The sequence below is a fragment of the Neobacillus rhizosphaerae genome (assembly GCF_937468385.1).
GTDB classification, from domain to species: Bacteria; Bacillota; Bacilli; order Bacillales; family Cytobacillaceae; genus Neobacillus; species Neobacillus rhizosphaerae.
Genome location: NZ_CALBWS010000016.1, coordinates 88,518 through 105,303 on the forward strand (window position 1 = coordinate 88,518; position 16,786 = coordinate 105,303).

Genomic DNA, 16,786 nt, shown 5'->3' on the forward strand with positions numbered 1-16,786 from the left:
AGGAATTTACTGATTAATCTTTCGAAAATCGATGACCGGTTCTTTCAGTTCAACCTTTTCTACTTTCACGTTTGCTTGTTCAAATAATTCGATAGCATACGGGTGATTCTTATAATCCACCGCATAATAGACCTTTTTAATACCTGCTTGGATAATCGCTTTACAGCATTGTAGGCAAGGAAAATGTGTGACATAAACTTCTGCCTCAGAGGTAGGCACACCAAACTTGGCACATTGTAGTAGTGCATTTATTTCCGCATGAATGGTCCTTACACAATGATTATCAATCACATAACAACCTTTTTCAATACAATGATCCCCGCCAGCTATCGAGCCGTTGTAGCCGCCGGCAATAATACGTTTATCTCTGACAATCGTTGCTCCAACAGACAATCTTGTGCATGTGCTTCTTAATGCAAGCAAATGACTTTGGGCCATAAAATATTGATCCCATGAAATCCTGGTCACTAATTCCACTCCTTACAAATACCTTTTATTTTAAGTGTAATGGGGCTTGTCCAATTTGGTCAATAAAAGAATCAGTGAACCATAATCAAATCCTTTAATTTTTCAAACGTTTTATCTCCAATACCGCTTATATTTTTTAAATCCTCCACTGCTTTAAACGGCCCGCTCGTATTCCGATATTCAACGATGGCCTTCGCTTTTGCGGGACCTATTCCAGGAAGCTTTTGCAGCTCCGCTTCATCGGCTTTATTGATATTAATCTTCCCTTGGTTTTGACTAGTGCCTCCTGATACGGTGGGTGGCCCTCCTGCTGTGCCAGAAGATGTGAAACCCTCTTCCCCCTTTGCTGGGATGTAAACAACCATTTCATCCTGGACATGCTCGGCAAAATTCACCTGACTTTGGTCTGCTTGGTCTGTTAATCCACCTGCCCGATTAATCACATCCATTACCCGTTCACCCTGTGTGGCTAGATAAACCCCTGGCAATTTAATCTGCCCCTTTACATCAACCATGATTTTTTCTGGCAGTTCAGCCTGTTTTGATTGATTGTTATTTTCTGCTTCCTTGCCAACAGGCTCTAGCTTATTGTCTAGCTGACTAAGGGAAGAATTGGCTGGAGATTCTTCAAGGATATATAAATAATAATAACTCCCAAAAGCAATCAAAACAGCAGCCACTACATAAAACTTGTGTTCAATTAACCAGTCTTTCAACTGAATTCATCCTTTCTAAAGGTATATTTTATTACCCGTTTTCATATGGTTATAAAAGAATATTTCATGCGAAGGAGGGTCGGAAGATGAATATAGGTATCATTGGTACCGGTAATATGGGGAGTATTTTGGTTGAGGGCTTAATTGACGGAAATGCCATATCCCCTTCTTCCATAATGATTACCAACAGAACAAAAGCAAAAGCGATGTTGCTTAAAAATAAATATAGGGAAATTAGGATAGGGGCAAATGCAGAAGAAGTAGCGGCGGGGTCCGATTTGGTATTTATTTGCGTTAAACCATTAGATGTATATAAAATTCTCGATGAAATCAATCCACATTTAGGTACAGAAAAATGTCTCATTTCGATAACGAGTCCTGTCAGTACAAGCCAAATTGAACAAAAGGTATCCTGTTCAACCGTCCGGGTTATCCCAAGCATCACAAATCGTGCTTTATCCGGGGTGTCATTAATTACTTACGGAAAAAATTGCAATGAACTGTGGAGAGAAAAAATAGACCAATTAATTACGAAGATTTCTGTCCCGGTTTATATTGATGATAAAATTACGAGGGTTGCCTCTGATATCGTAAGTTGTGGCCCTGCCTTCTTCAGCTATCTCCTTCAGTGCTTCATCCAAGCAGCAGTAAAAGAAACAGAAATTGACAAAAATACAGCGACCATCTTTGCCAGTGAAATGATTGTCGGCCTTGGTGAGTTAATAAAACAAGGACATTATACCTTACCGTCGCTACAAGAAAAAGTTTGTGTAAAAGGTGGAATAACAGGTGAAGGAATAAAAGTATTGGAAAATGAGCTAGGGGAAGTGTTTGAACACCTGTTTCAGGCGACACATGCAAAGTTCAAAGAGGATCTGGATAAAGTAGAATTGCAGTTCTCTACTCATTAATTCGTGTTAACTTGACAAATTCCTGCTTTCTTTTTATAAAAGGCCATCTTTTTTAAAAGATGGCCTTTTTTACTTTTCCGTTTTCCGTACTACGAAGAAAATTCGCTCTGAATTGGATTGCGGCGGCGAAGGTGCAAAATCAGCACAGATCTCGAGTATGTCAAAACCTGACTCCAGTAACCAAGTGGAATATTGCTGCACCGGATATGTTCGCTGAAAATGGAGTTCATCATAGCGGTCATATTTATCTGTTCGTTCATCCAAAACAAAAAAGCTTAGCTCATGTTCAACACTGTCAGGGAGCTCGCCAGGGAAACTATTCCATATATAGGATATCTTTTCCTCATTTAAAGCGAAGGTTTGATTCATGAAACCATGGGATAGTTTATCGATGGAGTGCACATCAAAAAAGAAAAGCCCTCCACTCCGCAAATGCTGAAAAACGGAAGAAAAAGTATCGATTACTTCTTCTTCTGTCTCCAGATAATTTAATGAATCACAAAAAATGCCGATCACATCAAATTGCTCCTGACCTTCTAAATCCCTCATATTCTGCTGGAAAAAGGGAATTCTCTCACCTTGGGATTCTGCTTTAGCCTGGGCTACTGCGAGCATATCTTCTGATAAATCCACACCAGTAACCTGAAAGCCTTCTTTGGCAAAACGAACAGAGAGTTCACCTGTCCCGCAAGCTAAATCAAGCAGATGTGGCGCTTCATTAATATTGTATTTTACCAGCATTTCTTTAACAAACTTCACCCACTCACCATAAGGGGCATCCCTCATCAATTCATCATATAGGTAAGCGAATTGCTGATAACTCATGAATTTATCTCACTAAGGACATCTTCTAACGGTGCATCGCCCCATAACCGCTCCAAATTGTAATAGCTTCTTTCCTCACGATGGAAGACGTGGGCAACAACATCGCCTAAATCAATTAATATCCATCTTGCTTCATCGAAGCCCTCGATTCTTTTGACATCGTAGCCGTTTTCCTGTGCTTTTTCTTTCATTTCTCTGGCAATCGCCTGGACTTGTTTATCGGAATTACCATGGCAAATAATAAAATAATCAGCAATTAAGGAAATTCCCTGCATGTTAAGGGCCAGAATGTCTTCCGCCCGTTTGTCGTCCGCCGCTTTTACCGCAATTTTTAGTAATTCTTGATTATCCATTCATCAAGCCTCCAGTTTATTAATAAGGTCATTGTAGGTATAAAATGTATCAGGATACACAGTTTGATTCTTTTTCAGTAAAAATAGAATTGTATTTTGAACCGCTTTAATTAATGCTTTATCCATGTTTTCTTTGGCCATCTCTCTAACTTCTACGACTCCAGGAAAATGCCTGCCTGGTTCAATATAATCAGCTAAATAGATGATTTTTTCAAGCAAGGTCATCCCTATTCTTCCTGATGTATGGTAACGGATTGCATCCAAAACTTCCTGGTCGGTGATGCCTGCTTCCTTTTCCACTAGATAAGCTCCAACAGGCGCATGCCATAATTCAGCATTAAACTCAAGCAAATCCTGTGGAAATCCCTGGACGATAATGATTTCTCTCATTTCATCCTTTGACCGAAATTTCGCATAGTCATGAAAAATCGCCGCCAGTTCTGCCTTCTGTTCATCTGCACCATATTGTCTAGCCAATGTGATAGCTGTTTCTGTTACACCTAACGTATGCTGATAACGATGCTCCGTTAATTGTTCCTTTACAAGCTTTAAGGCCTCTTCACGTTCCATATAATTGATTCTCCTCGATATATTGGATAACCGAATCAGGCAATAAATAACGAACCGTCTTTCCACTTGTCAATCTATCTCTAATCATACTAGATGACACATCCAAAGTAGGTACGTCCACATAAAGAATAGGATAGTTGGCTTGAAGGCTGTAGGACGGTCTATCAACGCCAATAAATTGGACAAGGTGGACAAGCTCATCAATTTTGTGCCATTTAGGTAAATATTCGATCATATCTGCCCCAATAATAAAGAAAAAATGATAGTCAACATATTCAGCGTTAATCATTTTCATGGTATTAACTGTATACGAAGGTCCTTCGCGTTCGAGTTCTATTGGTTGAATCTTAAAAGCTGGATTCCCTTCGATTGCCAGTTTTAACATCTTTAGTCTGTCCTCATCTTTAACCGATTCTGGTTTTTTCTTGTGTGGTGGCTCATGATTCGGCATAAACCAAATTTCATCCAATTGTAGTTCGGATAGAACTTCATTGGCAATCAAAAGATGTCCAAAATGCGGCGGATCAAACGTTCCACCCAATATTCCAACTTTTTTCATCCATTCGCCATCCTTTGCTCCATTAGATTAAGGAAGTTTGATTGTTTTTTTCTCGACTGACTCCTTATAAAGGACAATCGTGTTGCCAATAATTTGAACGATTTCAGCGCCAGCACCACCTGCTAACTGCTCGGCGACTACTGTTTTATCTTCTTCACAATTTTGTAAAATACTTACTTTAAAAAGTTCTCTTGCTTCAAGTGCTTCGGCTATTTGTTTAATCATATTCTCATTTACTCCGCCTTTTCCTACTTGAAAAATAGGATCTAAGTGATGAGCTTTTGAGCGTAAAAATCTTTTTTGTTTACCTGTTAACATTATTTTCCTCCTAATTGTCCTAACACATTTTCTCTCATTCTTTCTACATCAGGGAAAATTCCTGTCCATTTTTCAAAAGCAAGTGCTCCCTGATAGACAAACATATCTATTCCGTTTTGAATCCTTGCTCCTTTTATACTTGCATCATGTAAAAATTGCGTTTCAAACGGATTATAAATTATATCACAAACCATTGACTGTTTACTTAGATTGTCCAAATAAATGGGCTGTTCAGCAATTTTCGGGGACATACCAATCATCGTCGTTTGAATAATTAAATCGTAATCCGCTAATTTTTTTTCTGCATCAGCTAAAGACAAAGCACTTGATGAAATGGAATAGGGACAATCATTAATTAGACTCCAGGCTTTATCGATGGTACGGTTAGCAATGTCCACAGCTTGTGGCTCTTCCTTGGCTAAAGTGAAATAAATCGCTCTAGCCGCTCCACCTGCCCCAAGCACTAATACCTTTTTCCCCTTTATTACAGGCAAATAAGCATGTAATCCCTTTAAAAAGCCCGGACCATCGGTATTGTAGCCAATCAGGCATCCATCTTCATTAACAACAGTATTAACTGCGCCAATACTAGCGGCTAATTCATCTACCCCATCAAGAAAAGGAATGATGCTACTTTTATGGGGGATCGTGACATTAAATCCACCTGCTCCAAGCGCCTTTAATCCGTTGACGGCATCCTGTAAATCTTCTTCCTGCACTTGGAAAGGGAGATAGTGGGCATCAATGTTAAAAAAAGAAAATAAATCATTGTGCATGACCGGGGACATAGAATGCCCAATTGGATTTCCTAGGACAGCGAATAGCTTCTTCATTTGTTCTCCCCACCAGTATCAAAATGGACAATTATATTAATGATTTTCGAAGTAACGTTTGGACACCTTTTGGAACGTAGGCAATCACTTTTGCCCCTGGCTCATTTACCGTTATCCATCCAAGACCAGAAAAAACAATATCTGTCTTCGCTTCTTTTATGAAAAATTCTTGTTTCACAAGCTCTGGAAACGAGTTTAATTGTTCCTGCCGAGGCGGTGTCAGCATTTCCCCCACATGCTTTTCATAAAGGTCTGTTGCATTTTCTATTTTCGTCCTATGAATATTTATTTCATTGGAAACATAACAAACAAATGATCTTCTACCGCCGCTGACATAATCAAACCTGGCTAAGCCCCCAAAGAATAAAGTTTGTCCTTCATTTAATTGAAACACCTTGGGCTTTATTTCTTTTTTAGGCGTGATAATTTTCAAATCCCTCTTATCAACAAAATGCGCCATCTGATGATGATTGATAATCCCTGGTGAGTCAATTAATGACTTATCATCATCTAGCGGGATTTTAATAATATCCAGTGTCGTCCCGGGAAAATGGGAGGTCGTAATAACATCTTCTTCCCCTGTTACTTCCTTAATAATTCTATTAATAAAAGTAGATTTCCCAACATTTGTGCAGCCTACGACATACACGTCTTTCCCGTTCCGAATTTCGTCAATGGCTGCCGCTGTTTCTTTCACATTTAAACCTCTAGCTGCACTGACAAGGAAAACTTCTTCAGGTCTTAGCCCCAGTTCCTTTGCTTCATGCTTCATCCAGTTAATCAATTTGTTATGCTTGATAGATTTTGGTAATAAATCAACCTTATTTCCAACAAGTAAGACTTTGTTATTGCCAACAAAGCGGTGCAACCCAGGAAGCCAGCTGCCATTAAAATCAAAAATGTCAACAATCATCACAATGAGTGCGTCTGACCTGCCAATTTCATTTAATATTTTTAAAAAGTCATCGTCCGTTAAATTAACATCTTGAACCTCGTTGTAATGCTTGAGACGAAAACATCTTTGACAAATAATCATTTCTTTTTCTAATGCTGAAGCTGGTGCATAGCCTATTTCCTCTGGGTTTACCGTTTGAACTTGAACACCGCAGCCCATGCAAATATATTGTTGTTCACTCACTGATTAGTCCTCCCACTGAAGCATGCCTTTTTTTCGAAACCAATTTAAAATCCTTCGTTCCGCGAAGCGATTAAATTTTGTCCAAAAACCGTCTGTTTGCGCAACCGGCACAACAAGGATCGTATGAAATCCACTACGGTTTCCGCCAAGTACATCAGTTAATAATTGGTCCCCGATAACCACGGCATCTTCTTTTTTAATGCCCATTTGAGAAATTGCTCTGTGAAAGGCAGGTCCCATCGGCTTCCGTGCCCGAAAAATAAACGGGATATCGAGCGGGTCAGAAAAAGCCTTTACTCGTTCTTCATTATTATTTGAAACAATCGTAACGAGGATATTTTGTTTTTTTATTTCGTCAAACCATTTTATTAATTGTGGAGTGGCAGTTGGGCGATCCCATTCCACTAATGTATTATCCAAATCCGTAATAATTCCTTTAACTCCTCTTGATTTTAACTCTTCAGGAGATATATCCAGAATGCTTTTCACATGTTCATTCGGTAAAAATTGTTTTAACACTAAGCTTACACCTCATTATAATTCTAAATATGAGCACTAAATTTATCTTTAGCACCTATCTTCACTTGTACCATCATAACCAATTTTAATCTTTGATTCAAAGAATTAATGCTTACATCTTATTGTTTATCAAATTTAGGAAAGACATGATTCAATTACTTCCTCTAATTTTAAAAAATAACCTAGTTTAAACTTATATGATTATTTTTTAAACAAAAAAATATTTTTCGACAAATCTCCACTTTTCCCATTCCTGTGGATAACGTTATTAACATTTTACCTATTGTATCTTTTAAATTTTGTGACTTTATAAACATAATATTCACAAGTTATCCACAATTAATCGTGGATAACTTGAGTGATTGTTCAAAAGGAATAAATTTGGTAGATTTAGGGTACACCAATTGAACGTACTATTTTATGTTTACATGACAGCCAATAGAACCATTTATTTTTAATCGGAGGTGGATTCTGACGTGCGGAAACTGTCAGATGAATTATTAATTGAATCATATTTTAAAGCAAGAGATCTAAACTTAAGTCCGGATTTTATTGGGCTCATTGAGTCCGAAATTCAGCGACGTTCCTTGTTCAATAAAATTAAATTGTCTTGCTAATTTTTCCACACTGCCCTATAGTGGGCTTTTCTTTTTGTCTATCTAACATGGCGCGTAAAAACACCGTGCCGGCTTAAACGGTTATTTACTTTTTCAATATCCCGATTTTTTCTCCGACCTTTATTTCTTTAGGTGTGTTTATTGTGGCATCGAGTTGAAAAATATCCTTTTCAAATAATAAGACAACAGTCGATCCAAAACTAAAATAGGCCATCTCTCTGCCCTTTTCTAATTCTGTCCCCTTATGTGTGGTTTCAATTGAATTTACGAACATGGCTCCAACCTTTACTATTGCGACATGCCCATATTCCGTTTGGACCTCCGTCATGACTCTATAATTCTTTGACAGCGTTCGAACCCCATATTTTAGCCCCCATTTATTCACCGGGTATGATTTCTTCCCAAGTGTCCACTGCTTAGTGACGATTCCATCCACTGGACTATGAATTCGGTGGTAATGGCTAGGGCTTAAATAAAGAATCATATATGTACCATTTAAATATTTTGTTAACAGCTCACGATTCCCGAGCATCTCTTCAATTGAATACGTCTTTTCCTTTACGATAATTTCACTTGTTTCCCTTATCGGACCAATATCCTCGATGACCGCATCAACAGGACTGACAACAGAATCATGATTTTTATCGATTTCGCGCGCGTCCTTTCTCAGCGTCCTTATAAATAAATCATGAAGAGTAGGAAATTCAGTTAAGCTTTTCTCCATTTCTTCTTGATTCAAATGATAGATTTTGGCGAAGGACGGGACGACGAAACGACTAACCCGAGCACGGGCAAACCGCTTTAAAATACTGGATGTCCACCTTCCATTCGTTAACTCAATTAATAGGCGATAAAAAGTTTGTAACATTGAACTACCCCCAAAAAGTGTAAAAATACTCTTTACGAAATGACATATAAGGCTTAGAATTAAATAATATAAAATAAGGAAAATTATTCCCTTCTGGCATAAAAAAGGAGTGGTGTGGAGAATGTTTTTATTGAACGTACTCGATCAGACAATTAAAAAACTTAAATCTCAAACAGCTAATGTTATTACTTTATTGAATTTATCGTTAGGCGGATTCGCAATTGTATTCGGACTTCATGGCAATTTAAGACTAAGCTTACTGCTCATTTTTATTGCAGCCTTAGCGGATCGCTTTGACGGCATGATTGCACGAAAATTTAATATTGAATCAGAGTTGGGAAAACAATTGGATTCCATGAGTGATATTATATCATTCGGAGTGGCACCTGCACTATTACTATATCAAGGAATTTTAAATGAATTTGGCGGGCCTGGTTCATTTTTCACTGTATTCTACATTGGCTGTGGTGCATTCAGATTAGCGCGGTTCAACATTACCGAAAGCAATGGATATTTTACTGGTCTACCCATTACAGCTGCAGGATGCTTAGCCACATTAAGCTTTTTGGCCATACCCTACGTTCCTTCCCAAACGTTCTTATTCATTATCATCATTCTATCATTCCTAATGGTTAGTTCCTTTAAACTTAAAAAAGTATAATTTATTCAGAAAAAATGACCAATTTATGCGGTTTGCAGGTGGTCATTTTTTTTTGCATCCAATACGAAAATGGAGTTAAACGCCACCATTTATTGTGGAAATACATTCATTCTAAGCACTAGACTAACTTCATAAAGGCGGTGTTAGCAGAGCTGAATTTCACACAATTCTTCGTGAATAAATGAATGTTTTTCAATCAGATTGGATATAGTGATTTATTTATGAACGTTTCTCCCCTTTTCCAAAACACTAAAATTAAATTTTATGGACAGACACAATTTCCCATTTTCTTCATAGGAATGATTAATAGGCGATAGTCCATAACAAGACGGGGGTGGCTTTATATGTCCGGAATCTTAACAGCTCTCGGTTATTTAGTGAAAGAATTTCTTTTCCTTGTTTCCTATGTAAAGAATAATGCCTTTCCGCAACCCCTATCTGCTGCAGAAGAAAGAAAGTATTTACGGTTAATGGCAGAAGGGGATTCACACGCACGTAATATGTTAATTGAACACAATTTACGACTTGTTGCGCATATCGTGAAAAAATTTGAAAATACCGGCGAGGATTCCGAGGATTTAATCTCGATTGGAACAATTGGTTTAATCAAGGCCATTGAGAGCTACTCAGAGGGTAAAGGAACAAAACTCGCCACATATGCCGCTCGTTGTATAGAAAATGAAATCCTCATGCATCTTCGGGCACTTAAAAAGACAAAAAAGGATGTTTCCCTGCATGACCCGATTGGTCAGGATAAGGAGGGAAATGAAATTTCGTTGATTGATGTGCTTAAATCAGAATCTGAGGATGTCATTGATACCATCCAGCTTAACATGGAGCTTGAGAAAATTAAAAAATATATAGAAGTTTTGGATAATCGGGAAAAAGAAGTCATCATTGGTCGCTTTGGACTTGATTTACAAAAGGAAAAAACACAGCGGGAAATTGCCAAAGAATTAGGAATTTCACGGAGCTATGTTTCAAGAATTGAGAAACGAGCCCTGATGAAAATGTTCCACGAATTTTATCGTGCCGAGAAGGAACGGAAGAAAAAAAATTAACATCGAAAAGCGGAAGCGCGCTAGCGATTCGATATTGATTTATCGTAAGGAGGAGAAGGCTAGTACACTAGTCACTGAGCGCTGGAGCTAGGCTGTTATTAAAGTTCAATACTTTTACTATAATAATACTCAAACTTCGCACCTAAATAACTTGGGGAAATCCTTGAGTTTGTTTGGGTAGCTATTTTTTTATCATGTTCCTTGACAAAAGCTCTAATGATTGAAAAAACATCACATCGATTGGAATAGTGTGATTGTCGAGAAATCACGACCACTAAGAAGATTTGTCTCCTATATGAGATCATAGTGAACAAAACAATCAACTACCAAAAGGATTATATTGTGCTTTCAGTTAATTAGAGATTCGTATTCGTACAGGGCAAGGGTCAGATAACGAAATTCTGTCTGAATCCCGGTCCTATTCGGACAGGTCGAGGGACATAAAACGAAAATCTGTCTGAACCCCGGTCGTATTCGGACAGGTTGAGGGACCAAAAACGAAATCCTGTCTGAACCCCGGTCGTATTCGGACAGGTTGAGGGACCAAAAACGAAATCCTGTCTGAATCCCAGTCCTATTCGGACAGGTCGAGGGACCAAAAGTGAAATCCTGTCTGAATCCCTGTCATATTCGGACAGGTCGGGGACCCAAAAACGAAATCCTGTCTGAATCCCGGTCCTATTCGGACAGGTCGAGGGACCAAAAGTGAAATCCTGTCTGAATACCGGTCGTATTCGGACAGGTCGAGGAACCAAAAACGAAATCCTGTCTGAATACCGGTCCTATTCGGACAGGTCGAGGGCCCAAAAACGAAATCCTGTCTGAATACCGGTCCTATTCGGACAGGTCGAGGGCCCAAAAACGAAATCCTGTCTGAATACCGGTCGAATTTGATACTATATTTATACAGCAAAAAAGGTATACTTCCCTCTGAATATGAGGTATTATACCTTTTTTACTTTGGATATGTTAAGGGTCATTGTTGATTTATTAACACTGTTGATTGGAGCGGAAGGTGCGAGACTCCTGCGGGAGTACGGGGCTGGGGAGACCCCACAGGCGCTTAAAGCGCCGAGGAGGCTCCCCGGCACGCCCGCGGAAAGCGAAGCGCCTGGAGCGCAAATCAACAACCAAGTTTAAAAGTGCCTTTAATTTAATAGGTACTTTTTCAGTGCCCTCAAAATTATTTCATCTCTTTTTTTCCGTCTTTCATAAGGTTGTTCCAATTAGTACCACCATCAATTGATTCAAATAAATCATTTTTATAGGTGGTAAACGCTATTTGCTTGTCATTTTTCGGATTAATGGCTAAATACGTAATTGGATTATCATAATCCAAGAAGGGAAAAGTAATGTTCGTTTGTTCACCCGAGGTAGGATTTAACGTCTTTAAAACTATTTGATCATTTTCAACACTTGAATATAAAATGGAATCCCCAGTAAACGTTAATGCTGTAACCATAAATGGATCAGTTATCAGCTTCATCGTATTCCCGTTATCGGTTGAATAATATATCCCTGACCTAGTAGACATTGCCATAATAGCACCGTTTTTCGGGTGGACCGCCATCATTCCAAGCGAGTCTGCATTAAAATCCTTGAACGCACTTTTTTTCCAAGTGCCTCCTCCATCTGTCGAGTAGTTCACGCCTAAATTTAAAGCATCATTCGGCTGTTCACTAATCACATATAACCCCTCGCCTGAAAAACTGGCTGCCATGAAATGAAAATTCACTTTCCCATAGAAAGCTAATTTTTGAAGAGTTTCCCCTTTATCAACACTTTGCACCAACCCAAGCGGGTCCTTTAAGCCTGTCCCTTTTTGCGGATGCCCACTAGATAGAAAACCAGATTGTACCGCTTGAAATCCAATATAATCATGTTGATTCGTTGTTGTTTTGTACCACTTTCCATCTTTGTACATTTTTATGCCGTCATTTGCTGCCACATAAAGGGCATTATCATTGCCTGGATAGCCAATCCCACGAATATTTTTTACTTTAAAGGATTTTGCTTCCACTATCTCATATTTTGCTTTTGTTTCAGCCTGATTTTTAAGATTGGTCTTTTTTGTATCCTCACTTTTGTTTGTGCAGCCTGAGACTACAAATAATATTCCTGTAAGAATAGCAAAAATCACTTTCATTTGAAGCTTCACTTTTTTTCCTCCTGAAACATTATCTAAATCTATTAGTATTCGTTTATGAATCCTTATCCATCCACTTATACCCCAGTCCCCATACGGTTGTCAAATATTCATCAACTTGAAAACCTGTTTTTCGCAATTTATCTCGTAGATTGCGTACATGTGAATCAATAGTGCGATCTTCTGTACCAACAGAATAACCCCAAATCGTCGTCAGTAGCTGATCCCTGGTAAATACCTTGTTCCTATTTTGTAGGAATAAGTTTAATAAGGAAAACTCCTTCGGGGTTACAGGCACTTGTTGATGGTTGTATGAAACATTAAAGGATTCTTCATTGAGGGAAAGACCATGAAATCCAATCGTTCCTCCATTTCCTTTTTTCCTTCTTAACATTGCTTCAATTCGAGCAATTAGCTCCTCTTCGTCAAAGGGCTTTGAAATGTAATCATCCGCACCTATCTTCAACCCTCTTACGACATCCATTTTTTCGCTACGCGCTGTAAGCATGATAATCGGAATATCCCAATTTTTCCGGATTTCCTTGCAAGCCTCCCAACCGTCCATTTCCGGCATCATAACATCTAACAGAATAAGATCCGCTTTATCCTCTTCTAAAAATCGGATGGCTTCAAGAGCAGATGTCTTTTTAATACAGTTATACCCTTTCGGTGCTAAATAGAGGGAAAGTAAATCTAACATTCTTATTTCATCGTCCACTAACAGAATTTTTTTCAATTGTTTTCCACTCCCGATTACTAAATCTAGGTTTAAATTATACTACAAATATATGAAAACAAATGTGAAATTTCAGTTGAAACGCACCTGGATATACACTTTTGCATGAGCCCTCTTTATTTCGAAAACCGTAAATCATAGAATTTTTCGAAAAGTTATTTTATAATGAAAAGATGCATAATAAAGGGGGTAAATAACATGACAGCCACTACATATTCAGATATTTGGAACTTAGAAGTATTTTTTAATGGGGGCAGTGATTCCACAGAATTCGCAGACCACCTTGAGCGAACTGGACAATTAATTGAACTTTTTGCGACAAAGGTAGACAACTGGACTCCACTCAATTCACTGGAGGATCGCCAGTTTCTTAAAGAGGTACTAGAAGATTTAGAAAATGCGGTAGTAAAACTTATTCAAGCTGGAGCTTTCGTGGGCTGCCTACTAGCACAAAATACCGAAGATAAGAAAGCGTATACCCATGATGCGAAAGTGACCAGCTTGAGTGCGGCTTTCCAAACAGCACTTGGATCCTTCGATAACCTGCTAACAACAATTGACGATGAGGTTTGGCAGGAGTTATTAGCGAATGAGCCATTAGTAGAACTCTCCTTTGTGTTAACCGAAAGCCGCGAGCGGGCAAAGGAAAAGCTGTCAAAAGAAGAAGAAGCGCTAATCAGTGCACTTGAGGTTGACGGCTATCATAGCTGGGGCCAGTTATATGATTTAATTGTTAGTAAAATTAAAATCTCGATTAATGAAAACGGTGAGGAGAAGCAGCTTTCTGTCGGACAGGCTTCTAACAAATTCTCCAGTCCAGACCGTGACGAACGTGCAGTTATTTTTCAAAATTGGGAAAAGGCTTGGGGTGCTCAGGCAGATTTCCTGGCAAAAACCTTAAATCATCTCTCAGGCTTCCGTTTAAGTGTTTATGAAAAAAGAGGCTGGGATGATGTGCTGAAGGAGCCGCTGAACATAAACCGGATGGAAAAAGAAACACTAGAAACGATGTGGGCAGTGATTTCCGAAAACAAACTGAAGCTTGTCGCCTATTTAGAACGGAAAGCCAAACTTCTTGGTGTTGAAAAACTGAGCTGGTATGATCTAGAAGCACCTTTTGGAACTACAGCCTCCAAGCTTTCCTATCAAGAAGGTGCAAAATTTATTGAACAGAATTTTGCCGCTTTTGGTGAAAGAATGGCTACATTTGCCCGAGATGCATTTGAAGATCAATGGATTGAAGGCGAAGACCGCCCTGGAAAAGCACCAGGAGGATTTTGTACCTTCTTCCCTGAAAGTGAACAATCTCGTATCTTTATGACTTATTCTGGAACACCATCAAATGTATCAACACTCGCACACGAGCTTGGACATGGCTTCCATACGTTTGCCATGAGAGGAGTTCCACTCCTTAATCGCAATTATGCCATGAATGTGGCTGAAACAGCCTCAACCTTTGCGGAAATGATTGTCGCTGATGCTGCTGTAAAAAACGCAAAAGACACAGAAGAAAAGCTGGCACTACTTGATGATAAAGTTCAAAGAACCGTAGCCCTGTTAATGAATATTCATGCCCGCTACTTATTTGAAACACGTTTTTATGAAGAAAGAAAACAAGGTCCTGTTTCGGTAGAGAGATTAAATGATTTAATGCTAACTGCACAGAAAGATGCCTACTGCGATGCCTTAGAAGAATATCATCCATTATTTTGGGCTTCGAAGTTACACTTCTTTATCACTGATGTACCGTTCTATAACTTCCCATACACCTTCGGCTATCTTTTCTCACTTGGTATTTATGCTGAGGCCCTCGAGGAAGGTAAAGGATATGAGGATAAATATATTTCCTTGTTAAGGGACACTGCCTCAATGCCGGTCGAGGAACTGGCACAGAAACATTTACAGGTAGATTTAACACAAAAGGATTTCTGGGAAAAAGCAGTTCACATTTGTATCGATGATATTGATGAGTTCTTAGAGTTAACGAAAGATATTTAATAGCATTTAAAAAGCATCGGCCGAACGAATGGCCGATGCTTCTAATTTTTTTGGTTTATTCCACACTTATTTCAGCAATAATTACGCAGCCAATCGCCCCAGTAATGACAATTGCCATCACAACCATGAACATATTCTCCACCCCTTAGATAGATCCTGCTATTTCTAATTTGAATTTATCATATTTTCACAGTACCTACCTTAGGGAAAAGTGAACATTTTGTTAACGAACATTTTGAACTATTAGCAATTTGATTTATCTTTCCATGATTGGGTTATGAGTTGAAACTCTTGTTTGTTTTCTTTGGTTTAAAGATAAGTGACAAGAATAAAATATGCAGCGGCATGTACATTACCTCCTATTTTTTGCTTCCTTAGCTAGGTGGTATCCTTCATATCCCATAGGCTATCACCACGACCTTGCATTAGAAAAAACAACATTTAAAAAACCACCCTTCCATTCATCGATTTTTTTATTCCTTACATGAAGCGGTACATGGATACTTGACGATCTTTGTTTTTTTCATAAAGCCTTTCAACCATTTCTTGATGTACAGCTTCTTCGAGATTCATACTACGTTTATTAATGGTAATTGTTAAAAAGAATATATTCAGTGTCATTTTAATTCACTTCCTTTTTTAAAGCTTTCTTACATGAAATGAAGCATGGAAATTTGACGGTCTCTATTTTCCTCATAGAGTTTTTCAACCATTTCCTGTTGAACCGCCTCTTGGAGACTCACTTCACGTTTTTTAAATGTAATTGAGAAAAAGAATATATTTAATGTCATTTTGATTCACTTCCTTTATTTAAAGCGATATTACATTAAATGATGCATGGAAATTTGACGGTCTCTATTTTGCTGATAAAGTTTTTCAACCACTTCCTGTTGTGCCGCCTCTTGGAGACTTACTTCTCGTTTTTTGAAGGTAATCGAGAAAAAGAATATATTAAGAGTCATATTTACCACCTCCTTTTAAAAATATTTCTGTAAAGCTCAGCAACAACATTTCCAATTTATGCAACACATATCTAATTTGCGCGAAAAAAGGGCACAAAAAGGCCGCAAGAAAATTCTTCCTTGCGGCCAGCCTTTTTTAGACACAAAAATACCGCAAGGCGTCATTCTCCCTGCGGCATGGATATGTATTGTAACAAAAAGTTAAGCAATCCATTCCAGTCTGGTCGAATGCGTGATATTCAAATATACAGTTTTCATGCCAGTTAATACTAAACTCATCTTCTTCGACCTCCTTTGGAATTTTTTACTTACTAGGGTAATTATATCCACGCAGCTATACTTTGTAAACCTTTTTACTGAATTTTTTCAAAAAATAATTAAAAAGCCTTTATCATTCACAAAAAAAAATAAGCGTCCCTTTTGTATGAAAATAACTTGGTAAAAATGCCATACGAAAGCAGGCCCTCCATCTATTAATTTTTTTTTGAAGAGCTAATTTATAATGTTTTATATATTATTATTTAGGC

General features: G+C 38.3%; 20 protein-coding genes and 1 pseudogene. 5 read left to right on the plus strand and 16 right to left on the minus strand.

The genetic code is table 11. The features are described from left to right. Positions 1-21 precede the first annotated feature (21 nt). Positions 22-468 (minus strand): annotated as a pseudogene (locus tag M5A78_RS13235) (ComE operon protein 2); the annotation flags it as partial. 71 nt (positions 469-539) lie between these two features. Then, entirely contained in the window at positions 540-1,184 is a 645-nt protein-coding gene (locus M5A78_RS13240; RefSeq protein ID WP_248735738.1) for a helix-hairpin-helix domain-containing protein, read from the minus strand. Between the two features lie 86 nt (positions 1,185-1,270). Between M5A78_RS13240 and comER the strand changes: the two genes are divergently transcribed. Next, complete coding sequence (gene comER / locus M5A78_RS13245) at positions 1,271-2,095, plus strand: late competence protein ComER (protein ID WP_248735739.1); 825 nt, start codon at positions 1,271-1,273, stop codon at positions 2,093-2,095. Positions 2,096-2,164: 69 nt separating this feature from the next. Here comER and M5A78_RS13250 read toward each other — a convergent pair whose 3' ends face one another. The 8 genes from M5A78_RS13250 to M5A78_RS13285 are packed head-to-tail and all read right to left on the minus strand — an operon-like array spanning position 2,165 to position 7,210. After that, the gene (locus tag M5A78_RS13250; RefSeq protein ID WP_248735740.1) at positions 2,165-2,920 is read right to left on the minus strand and encodes a class I SAM-dependent DNA methyltransferase; all 756 of its coding nucleotides are present in this window, start codon (positions 2,918-2,920) and stop codon (positions 2,165-2,167) included. After that, positions 2,917-3,273: a ribosome silencing factor gene (gene rsfS, locus M5A78_RS13255; RefSeq protein WP_248735741.1), complete on the minus strand. Its 357-nt coding sequence runs from the start codon at positions 3,271-3,273 to the stop codon at positions 2,917-2,919. Before rsfS ends, M5A78_RS13250 begins: the two co-directional genes overlap by 4 nt. Before the next feature lie 3 nt (positions 3,274-3,276). After that, positions 3,277-3,843, minus strand: coding sequence for a bis(5'-nucleosyl)-tetraphosphatase (symmetrical) YqeK (gene yqeK, locus M5A78_RS13260; protein ID WP_248735742.1), 567 nt, complete (start codon positions 3,841-3,843; stop codon positions 3,277-3,279). After that, positions 3,833-4,402: a nicotinate-nucleotide adenylyltransferase gene (locus M5A78_RS13265; protein ID WP_248735743.1), complete on the minus strand. Its 570-nt coding sequence runs from the start codon at positions 4,400-4,402 to the stop codon at positions 3,833-3,835. The genes yqeK and M5A78_RS13265 overlap by 11 nt, the downstream gene beginning before the upstream one ends. A 27-nt stretch (positions 4,403-4,429) precedes the next feature. Then, complete coding sequence (gene yhbY / locus M5A78_RS13270; protein ID WP_248735744.1) at positions 4,430-4,720, minus strand: ribosome assembly RNA-binding protein YhbY; 291 nt, start codon at positions 4,718-4,720, stop codon at positions 4,430-4,432. After that, positions 4,720-5,553, minus strand: coding sequence for a shikimate dehydrogenase (gene aroE, locus M5A78_RS13275; RefSeq protein ID WP_248735745.1), 834 nt, complete (start codon positions 5,551-5,553; stop codon positions 4,720-4,722). The genes yhbY and aroE overlap by 1 nt, the downstream gene beginning before the upstream one ends. A gap of 31 nt (positions 5,554-5,584) precedes the next feature. Further along, positions 5,585-6,691 carry a ribosome biogenesis GTPase YqeH gene (yqeH, locus tag M5A78_RS13280; protein ID WP_248735746.1) on the minus strand — a complete coding sequence of 369 codons (1,107 nt, stop codon included), beginning with the start codon at positions 6,689-6,691 and terminating at the stop codon, positions 5,585-5,587. A gap of 3 nt (positions 6,692-6,694) precedes the next feature. Continuing rightward, the gene (locus tag M5A78_RS13285) at positions 6,695-7,210 is read right to left on the minus strand and encodes a YqeG family HAD IIIA-type phosphatase (RefSeq protein WP_248735747.1); all 516 of its coding nucleotides are present in this window, start codon (positions 7,208-7,210) and stop codon (positions 6,695-6,697) included. 476 nt (positions 7,211-7,686) lie between these two features. On the opposite strand from M5A78_RS13285, the gene M5A78_RS13290 reads away from it, so the two are divergent. Further along, on the plus strand, positions 7,687-7,827 hold the full coding sequence (locus tag M5A78_RS13290; RefSeq protein ID WP_248735748.1) for a sporulation histidine kinase inhibitor Sda: 141 nt from the start codon (positions 7,687-7,689) through the stop codon (positions 7,825-7,827). Positions 7,828-7,912: 85 nt separating this feature from the next. Here the strand turns inward: M5A78_RS13290 and M5A78_RS13295 are convergent, their stop codons facing one another. Next, a complete protein-coding gene (locus tag M5A78_RS13295; protein WP_248735749.1) occupies positions 7,913-8,695 on the minus strand; it encodes a phosphatidylserine decarboxylase in 783 nt (260 codons plus the stop codon). 121 nt (positions 8,696-8,816) lie between these two features. Between M5A78_RS13295 and pssA the strand changes: the two genes are divergently transcribed. Further along, positions 8,817-9,356, plus strand: a complete 540-nt coding sequence (gene pssA / locus M5A78_RS13300) for a CDP-diacylglycerol--serine O-phosphatidyltransferase (protein WP_248735750.1) — start codon at positions 8,817-8,819, stop codon at positions 9,354-9,356. A 344-nt stretch (positions 9,357-9,700) separates the two neighbouring features. Then, a complete protein-coding gene (sigK, locus tag M5A78_RS13305; RefSeq protein ID WP_066090313.1) occupies positions 9,701-10,417 on the plus strand; it encodes an RNA polymerase sporulation sigma factor SigK in 717 nt (238 codons plus the stop codon). 1,183 nt (positions 10,418-11,600) lie between these two features. On the opposite strand, the gene M5A78_RS13310 is transcribed toward sigK, so the two are convergent. Beyond that, positions 11,601-12,575 (minus strand): F510_1955 family glycosylhydrolase, encoded by a 975-nt coding sequence (locus M5A78_RS13310; RefSeq protein WP_248735751.1) that lies wholly within the window; start codon positions 12,573-12,575, stop codon positions 11,601-11,603. A gap of 43 nt (positions 12,576-12,618) precedes the next feature. Further along, entirely contained in the window at positions 12,619-13,299 is a 681-nt protein-coding gene (locus tag M5A78_RS13315; protein WP_248735752.1) for a response regulator transcription factor, read from the minus strand. A 198-nt stretch (positions 13,300-13,497) separates the two neighbouring features. Here M5A78_RS13315 and M5A78_RS13320 point away from each other — a divergent pair, with 198 nt between their 5' ends. Continuing rightward, on the plus strand, positions 13,498-15,297 hold the full coding sequence (locus M5A78_RS13320) for a M3 family oligoendopeptidase (RefSeq protein ID WP_248735753.1): 1,800 nt from the start codon (positions 13,498-13,500) through the stop codon (positions 15,295-15,297). Between the two features lie 480 nt (positions 15,298-15,777). On the opposite strand, the gene M5A78_RS13325 is transcribed toward M5A78_RS13320, so the two are convergent. From M5A78_RS13325 to M5A78_RS13335, 3 genes are read right to left on the minus strand one after another with little or no spacing between them, the layout of a single operon-like run. Further along, entirely contained in the window at positions 15,778-15,918 is a 141-nt protein-coding gene (locus M5A78_RS13325) for a YrzI family small protein (RefSeq protein ID WP_248735754.1), read from the minus strand. 29 nt (positions 15,919-15,947) lie between these two features. After that, a complete protein-coding gene (locus M5A78_RS13330) occupies positions 15,948-16,088 on the minus strand; it encodes a YrzI family small protein (protein ID WP_248735755.1) in 141 nt (46 codons plus the stop codon). A 30-nt stretch (positions 16,089-16,118) separates the two neighbouring features. Next, on the minus strand, positions 16,119-16,259 hold the full coding sequence (locus M5A78_RS13335) for a YrzI family small protein (RefSeq protein ID WP_248735756.1): 141 nt from the start codon (positions 16,257-16,259) through the stop codon (positions 16,119-16,121). Between the last annotated feature and the right edge of the window lie 527 nt (positions 16,260-16,786).

Excerpts from the sequence above, each read along its gene's own strand:
- comER (WP_248735739.1), top strand. The coding sequence starts at position 1,271 with ATGAATATAGGTATCATTGGTACCGGTAATATGGGGAGTATTTTGGTT.
- M5A78_RS13250 (WP_248735740.1), bottom strand. The coding sequence starts at position 2,920 with ATGAGTTATCAGCAATTCGCTTACCTATATGATGAATTGATGAGGGAT.
- rsfS (WP_248735741.1), bottom strand. The coding sequence starts at position 3,273 with ATGGATAATCAAGAATTACTAAAAATTGCGGTAAAAGCGGCGGACGAC.
- yqeK (WP_248735742.1), bottom strand. The coding sequence starts at position 3,843 with ATGGAACGTGAAGAGGCCTTAAAGCTTGTAAAGGAACAATTAACGGAG.
- M5A78_RS13265 (WP_248735743.1), bottom strand. The coding sequence starts at position 4,402 with ATGAAAAAAGTTGGAATATTGGGTGGAACGTTTGATCCGCCGCATTTT.
- yhbY (WP_248735744.1), bottom strand. The coding sequence starts at position 4,720 with ATGTTAACAGGTAAACAAAAAAGATTTTTACGCTCAAAAGCTCATCAC.
- aroE (WP_248735745.1), bottom strand. The coding sequence starts at position 5,553 with ATGAAGAAGCTATTCGCTGTCCTAGGAAATCCAATTGGGCATTCTATG.
- M5A78_RS13295 (WP_248735749.1), bottom strand. The coding sequence starts at position 8,695 with ATGTTACAAACTTTTTATCGCCTATTAATTGAGTTAACGAATGGAAGG.
- pssA (WP_248735750.1), top strand. The coding sequence starts at position 8,817 with ATGTTTTTATTGAACGTACTCGATCAGACAATTAAAAAACTTAAATCT.
- sigK (WP_066090313.1), top strand. The coding sequence starts at position 9,701 with ATGTCCGGAATCTTAACAGCTCTCGGTTATTTAGTGAAAGAATTTCTT.
- M5A78_RS13320 (WP_248735753.1), top strand. The coding sequence starts at position 13,498 with ATGACAGCCACTACATATTCAGATATTTGGAACTTAGAAGTATTTTTT.
- M5A78_RS13325 (WP_248735754.1), bottom strand. The coding sequence starts at position 15,918 with ATGACACTGAATATATTCTTTTTAACAATTACCATTAATAAACGTAGT.
- M5A78_RS13330 (WP_248735755.1), bottom strand. The coding sequence starts at position 16,088 with ATGACATTAAATATATTCTTTTTCTCAATTACATTTAAAAAACGTGAA.
- M5A78_RS13335 (WP_248735756.1), bottom strand. The coding sequence starts at position 16,259 with ATGACTCTTAATATATTCTTTTTCTCGATTACCTTCAAAAAACGAGAA.